6 protein-coding genes and 1 pseudogene are annotated in these 5,979 nt (G+C 68.6%); 5 read left to right on the plus strand and 2 right to left on the minus strand.

Annotation, left to right across the window (positions count from 1 at the left end):
- Positions 1 to 262: pseudogene (locus A5702_RS26580) on the plus strand (polysaccharide deacetylase family protein); the annotation flags it as partial.
- A gap of 6 nt (positions 263 to 268) precedes the next feature.
- The gene (locus A5702_RS00140; RefSeq protein ID WP_068217226.1) at positions 269 to 1,648 is read left to right on the plus strand and encodes an FAD-binding oxidoreductase; all 1,380 of its coding nucleotides are present in this window, start codon (positions 269 to 271) and stop codon (positions 1,646 to 1,648) included.
- On the opposite strand, the gene A5702_RS00145 is transcribed toward A5702_RS00140, so the two are convergent.
- Both A5702_RS00145 and A5702_RS00150 read right to left on the minus strand, forming a co-directional pair.
- Positions 1,645 to 2,454, minus strand: coding sequence for a lysophospholipid acyltransferase family protein (locus A5702_RS00145; RefSeq protein ID WP_068217227.1), 810 nt, complete (start codon positions 2,452 to 2,454; stop codon positions 1,645 to 1,647). The two genes, A5702_RS00140 and A5702_RS00145, sit on opposite strands and share 4 nt — an antisense overlap.
- A 90-nt stretch (positions 2,455 to 2,544) precedes the next feature.
- On the minus strand, positions 2,545 to 3,198 hold the full coding sequence (locus A5702_RS00150) for a TIGR03085 family metal-binding protein (protein ID WP_068217230.1): 654 nt from the start codon (positions 3,196 to 3,198) through the stop codon (positions 2,545 to 2,547).
- 238 nt (positions 3,199 to 3,436) lie between these two features.
- Here A5702_RS00150 and A5702_RS00155 point away from each other — a divergent pair, with 238 nt between their 5' ends.
- The 3 genes from A5702_RS00155 to A5702_RS00165 all read left to right on the plus strand — a co-directional run.
- Positions 3,437 to 5,104, plus strand: coding sequence for a nitrite/sulfite reductase (locus A5702_RS00155; RefSeq protein WP_068217238.1), 1,668 nt, complete (start codon positions 3,437 to 3,439; stop codon positions 5,102 to 5,104).
- A 14-nt stretch (positions 5,105 to 5,118) separates the two neighbouring features.
- A complete protein-coding gene (locus tag A5702_RS00160) occupies positions 5,119 to 5,844 on the plus strand; it encodes a phosphoadenylyl-sulfate reductase (protein ID WP_068217236.1) in 726 nt (241 codons plus the stop codon).
- Positions 5,841 to 5,979 (plus strand): CbiX/SirB N-terminal domain-containing protein (locus A5702_RS00165; RefSeq protein ID WP_304440329.1); only part of this gene is annotated, 139 nt, incomplete at its 3' end. The genes A5702_RS00160 and A5702_RS00165, both read left to right, overlap by 4 nt.

Here is a 5,979-nt window from a genome sequence, read left to right on the forward strand (position 1 = left end):
CTGCGTGCTGTGGAACAGCGTCCCCCGCGACTGGGCCGATCCGACCGGGTGGGTCGACCGGGCGCTCGCCGACACCCGTAGTCGACAGCACACCGTGGTGGTGCTGCACGACCTGCCCACCGGCGCGATGGAGCAGCTGCCAAGATTCCTCGACGGACTCGGCGGCGTGGACGTCACCACCGACCTCCCCGACGACTGCGTGCCGATCGTCGGCGGCGAGATGCGAGCGGCCATCGATCACCTCACTCCGGCGATAGGGTGAAGTCCCATGAGCGACATGACGGCGCGGTTCGCCGAGATCGTCGGCCAGCACAACCTGCTGACCGGCGACGCCATCCCCGAGGACTACTGGCACGACGAGGTGCTGACCAAGCCGCCGCAGCGCCCGGCGTACGTCGCCAAACCGGCCAGCGCGGAAGCGGTTTCGCAACTTCTCAAGGCCGCCTCGGACCACCACGTGCCGGTGACGGCCCGCGGGTCCGGAACGGGGTTGTCGGGCGCGGCCATCCCGCGGGCCGACGGGCTGCTGATCTCCTTCGAGCGGATGAACGCCGTGCTTGAGGTCGACACCACCAACCAGGTCGCCGTCGTCCAGCCGGGCGTGACGCTCACCGAGTTGGACGCTGCGACCGCCGACACCGGCCTGCGCTACATGGTGCACCCGGGCGAGCTGTCGTCCAGCGTGGGCGGCAACGTCGGCACCAACGCCGGCGGGATGAACGCCGTCAAGTACGGCATCGCCCGCCAGAACGTGCTCGGGTTGCAGGCGGCGCTGCCGACCGGTGAGCTCATCCGCACCGGCGGCAAGATCGCCAAGATCTCCACCGGCTACGACCTCACCCAGCTCATCGTCGGCTCCGAGGGCACCCTGGCCCTGGCCACCGAGGTGACCGTCAAGCTGCACCCGCGGCTCGACCACAACGCCGCCGTGCTCGCGCCGTTCGCCGACTTCGACCAGGTCATGACGGCGGTCCCCAAGATCGCGGGAAGCGGCCTCGCGCCCTACATCCTGGAGTACATCGACAACGTGACCATGGCCGCGCTGGTCCACACCCAGAACCTGGAGTTGGGCATTCCCGACAGCGTCCGCGACAGCTGCGACGCCTATCTCGTTGTGGCGCTTGAGAACCGGACCGCGGACCGGCTGGACGAGGACGTCGAGAAGGCCGGCGAGCTGCTGGCCGAGCTGGGCGCCGTGGATGCCTATGTGCTTGAAGGCGGTTCGGCGCGCAAGCTGATCGAGGCGCGGGAGAAGGCGTTCTGGACGCTGAAGGCGGTCGGCGCCGACGATCTCATCGACACCGTGGTGCCGCGCGGCGCGATGCCGAAATTCCTGTCCGCCGCCCGCGGATTGGCGGCGGCCGCCGGCGGCGCCGCGGCGGGCTGCGGCCACGCCGGCGACGGCAACGTGCACCTGGCCATCTTCTGCAAGGACCCGGACACCCGCAAGAAGCTGATGACCGACATCTTCGCGCTGGCAATGGAATTGGGCGGCGCCATCTCCGGCGAACACGGCCTGGGCCGCGCCAAGACCCCGTACTACCTCGAACTCGAAGACCCGGTGAAGATCGACCTGATGCGCCGCATCAAGCGCAGCTTCGACCCGGCAGGCATCCTCAACCCCGACGTGGTGTTCGCGGGGACCTAACCGATCACCGGGTAATGACGCTGGGCGGCAAGCTCTTTCAGCCCCTTCTGCATCACCCACCGCACGTGCGCGTCGACACGCTTGAGGTCGTGGGCGTCGGCGAACTTGGCGACGTTGATGGGCGGCAACACTTCGGTGACGAGCTTGGTGGGCAGCGGCATGTTGACCGGCGCGAGCACGCTGAGCCCGAACGGGAAGCCGAAAGTGATGGGCAGGATGTCGGTTCGGAAGAATTTGCGTTCCAGCTTGGTGAGCCGCAGCGCCCGGGACAGCCACCGGCCGCGGCTGACGAAGAACTGGCTTTCCTGCCCGCCGATGGAGACGGCGGGAACGATCGGGACGTTGGCCTCGATCGCGGTGGTGATGTAACCGGTGCGCCCGTCGAAGTCGATGGTGTTCTCCCGCAAGGTGGACCGGTAGACATCGAAGTCGCCGCCGGGGAAGACCAGCACCGGGGAACCGGAGGCCAAGGCCTTGGCGGCGTTCTCGCGCGTCGCCCGGATCACCCCCGTGCGCCGGAAGAAGTCACCGGCGGGCCCGGCGAAGATGGTGTCGAAGGCGAGCGCGTACAGCGGGCGGTCGTAGCCGTACTTGTCGTAGTAGTCGACCGCCAACACCGACCAATCGAACGTGGTCATGCCGCCGGAATGATTCCCCACCATCAACGACGCCCCGGGCGGGATGTTGTCGAGGCCCCGCACCTCGGACCGGAAATAGTGCTTGACGATCGGACGGGTCAGCGCGACGACATGTTCGGCCAGGTCGCGGTCCCATTTGTCGACGTCGGTCGAGTCGCTGTGGCTCATGTGTACCTCGCTCGCCGTTGAGCGTGAGCTGATGCTACGCCGCCGCTCCCGGCGACAACGCGCGTTTCAGTTGTCGCGACGAGGACGGACTCACATCCCGAAGTGGGTGCCGCGCACCGCCGCGACGGCTTCGGGCGGCCCGCTGATCTCGACGTCCGCCGCGTCCTGCCGGCCGAAGAGGTACAGCAGCAGCTCCCCCGGCGCACCGCTGAGCAACGCCGGCGTCCCGGGCCGAACTGTGACCCGCTCGTCGGTGCCGGCCCAGGCCACCTCGAGGCCGCAACCCCGTAGCCGCCGGCTCAGGAACCGGCCGCCGCGTCGGACGTTGCGCCAAAGCGCGGCCTCGACGTCGGGCGTCAACGCGCGGGGCCCGAGGCCGTTGGCCCGGCGGACGTCCTCGTGATGCACGAAGAACTCGTTGAGATTCGCCAACGCGCGCACCCACCCGATGCGAAAGAACCCGGCGGGCGGACCGGATCGCACCCGTGCGACGAGCTGCGGGAAATCGGAACGACGGGCCAATGCGGCCTGGCGCCGCTCGGCGAACCCTTGGAAGCCACCGGGCAGCACCAAACATGGCCCCGCAATGACATCGTGCTCACGCAACACCAAGTGGGCGGCGAGATCGTGGGTGGTCCAGCCCGCCAGCAGCGTGGGCGCGGACGGGCCGAGTCGGGCGAACAGATCGCATAGCGCACGGCGCTCGCGGGCGTCGGGCGTGGGCGCCGAATCGGTCGAGGCCACAGCGGCAGACTACGGCAATCACGCTGGGCCGCAGACCAATAAAGTGAACCGGAGCACACAACCAGCGGTTGTGCCCTCACAACGGCGCGACCTCTACTCGCCGACACCCATGCCGGGCACTATGAAGCCATGAGTCGTGGGCGCAACGAAGCGCCCGCTCTCACCTCTGATTGACAACATCATCGCGTCGATGCCGCGGCCGGCAGCCCCGCAGCCCAGCACCGCGAAGGAGCACCCCATGACCACAGCACGTCCGGCCAAGACCCGCAGCGAGGGCCAGTGGTCGCTGGGCGACCGCGAACCGCTCAACGACACCGAGAAGATCAAGAACGACGACGCGCCGCTCAACGTGCGCGACCGGATCGTCAACGTCTACGCCCACCAGGGTTTCGACAGCATCGACCACTCGGATCTGCGCGGGCGCTTCCGCTGGATGGGCCTGTACACCCAGCGCGAGCAGGGCTACGACGGCAGCTGGACCGGCGACGACAACACCGACAAGATCGAAGCCAAGTACTTCATGATGCGCGTCCGCACGGACGGGAAACCGTTGACGGCGCACGCGATGCGCACGCTCGGTCAGATCTCGACCGAATTCGCCCGCGACACCGCCGACATCAGCGACCGGGAAAACCTGCAGCTGCACTGGATTCGCATCGAGGACGTCCCCGAGATCTGGCGGCGCCTGGATTCCGTCGGACTGCAGACCACCGAGGCCTGCGGTGACTGCCCGCGCGGCATCCACGGTTCGCCGCTGGCCGGCGACTCGCTCGACGAGGTGCTCGACCCCTCCCCCGCGATCGACGAGATCGTCCGGCGCTCCATGAACAACCCCGAATACGCCAACCTGCCACGCAAATACAAGACCGCGGTCTCGGGCCTGCAGGACGTCTCGCACGAAACCCACGACGTCGCGTTCGTCGGCGTCAACCACCCCGAGCACGGACCCGGCCTGGACCTGTGGGTGGGCGGTGGCCTGTCGACCAATCCGATGCTGGCCCAACGGGTCGGCGTGTGGATCCCGCTGGACGAGGTGCCCGACGTGTGGGAGGCCGTCACCAAGGCGTTCCGCGACCACGGCTACCGGCGGCTGCGCGCCAAGGCCCGGCTGAAATTCCTGATCAAGGACTGGGGCGTCGAGAAATTCCGCGAGGTCCTCGAAACCGAGTACCTGCACCGACGGCTCATCGACGGCCCGGCGCCCGAGCCGGTCAAGCAGACCATCGACCACGTCGGCGTGCAGAAGATCAAGAACGGGCACAACGCGATTGGCGTCGCCCCGATCGCCGGCCGCGTCTCGGGCACCACGCTGTCGGCGGTGGCCGACCTGATGGAGAAGGTCGGCTCCGACCGGGCCCGGCTCACCCCGTTCCAGAAGCTGGTCATCCTCGACGTGCCCGACGACCGCGTCGACGAGACGGTCGCCGCACTCGATGGCCTCGGCCTGCCGTCGCGGCCCTCCGCGTGGCGCAAGAACACCATGGCCTGCACCGGCATCGAGTTCTGCAAGCTGTCCTTCGCCGAAACCCGCGTCCGCACACAGACTTTGGTGCCCGAGCTGGAGCAGCGCCTGGCCGACGTCGACTCCAGGCTGGACGTGCCGATCAGCGTCCATCTGAACGGATGCCCGAACTCGTGCGCGCGAATCCAGGTGGCCGACATCGGCTTCAAGGGCCAGTGGATCGACGACGGCGAGGGCAATTCGGTCGAGGGCTTCCAGGTGCACCTGGGCGGCGGCCTGGGCGAGGCGAGCGGGTTCGGCCGAAAGCTGCGCCAGCACAAGGTGACCAGCGACGAGCTCGGCGACTACATCGACCGGGTGACCCGCAACTTCCTCGAACGCCGGGAGGGCAACGAGACCTTCGCGTCCTGGGCGCTGCGCGCCGACGAGGCCGACCTGCGATAGGAGCTGAGGACCCGATGGTGGCGATCAACTTCACCAAGGAACAGCTGCGCGAGCTGGCCGAGCGCGGCGCCGCCGAGATGGAGGACGCCGGCGCCGTCGACGTCCTGCGGTGGACCGACGAGCACTTCGGCGGTGCCGACGGCCCGGGTTGTCAGTACGTGGTCGCCGCCAATATGCAAGACGCCGTGGTGGTTTCGCTCGCCTCCGAGGTGCGGCCGGGCGTGCCGGTGGTGTTCCTGGACACCGGCTACCACTTCGCCGAAACGATTGGCACCCGCGATGCGGTCGAGTCCGCCTACGACATCCACCTGCTCAACGTCACCCCCGAGCACACCGTGCAGGAGCAGGACGAACTGCTGGGCAAGGAGCTGTTCGCCCGCGACCCCAACGAATGCTGCCGCCGGCGCAAGGTCCTGCCCCTGCGCCGCGCGCTGCGCGGCTACGCCGCGTGGGTCAGCGGGCTGCGCCGGGCGGAGGCCGCCACCCGCGCGAACGCCCCGCTGATCAGCTTCGACGAATCGTTCGACCTGATCAAGGTCAACCCCATCGCGGCCTGGACCGACGAGGACGTCCAGGACTACATCGAGCGCCACAACGTGCTGGTCAACCCGCTCGTCGACGAGGGCTACCCGTCCATCGGCTGCGCCCCCTGCACCACCAAGCCGGCCGAGGGTGACGATCCTCGCAGCGGACGCTGGCGGGGACGAAACAAGGTCGAATGCGGGTTACACGCCTCATGAGCACGCTGGTACTCACCGCCCACGGCAGCCGCGACCCCCGGTCGGGCTCCAACGCGCGCGCGGTGGCCAACCGGCTGGCCGGGCTGCGCCCCGACCTCGACGTGCGGCTGGCGTTCCTCGAGCTCAACGAGCCGA

Origin of the sequence: Mycobacterium sp. E3339, assembly GCF_001666915.1 — a bacterium.
Taxonomy (GTDB): domain Bacteria; phylum Actinomycetota; class Actinomycetes; order Mycobacteriales; family Mycobacteriaceae; genus Mycobacterium.

Excerpts from the sequence above, each read along its gene's own strand:
- A5702_RS00140 (WP_068217226.1), top strand. The coding sequence starts at position 269 with ATGAGCGACATGACGGCGCGGTTCGCCGAGATCGTCGGCCAGCACAAC.
- A5702_RS00145 (WP_068217227.1), bottom strand. The coding sequence starts at position 2,454 with ATGAGCCACAGCGACTCGACCGACGTCGACAAATGGGACCGCGACCTG.
- A5702_RS00155 (WP_068217238.1), top strand. The coding sequence starts at position 3,437 with ATGACCACAGCACGTCCGGCCAAGACCCGCAGCGAGGGCCAGTGGTCG.
- A5702_RS00160 (WP_068217236.1), top strand. The coding sequence starts at position 5,119 with ATGGTGGCGATCAACTTCACCAAGGAACAGCTGCGCGAGCTGGCCGAG.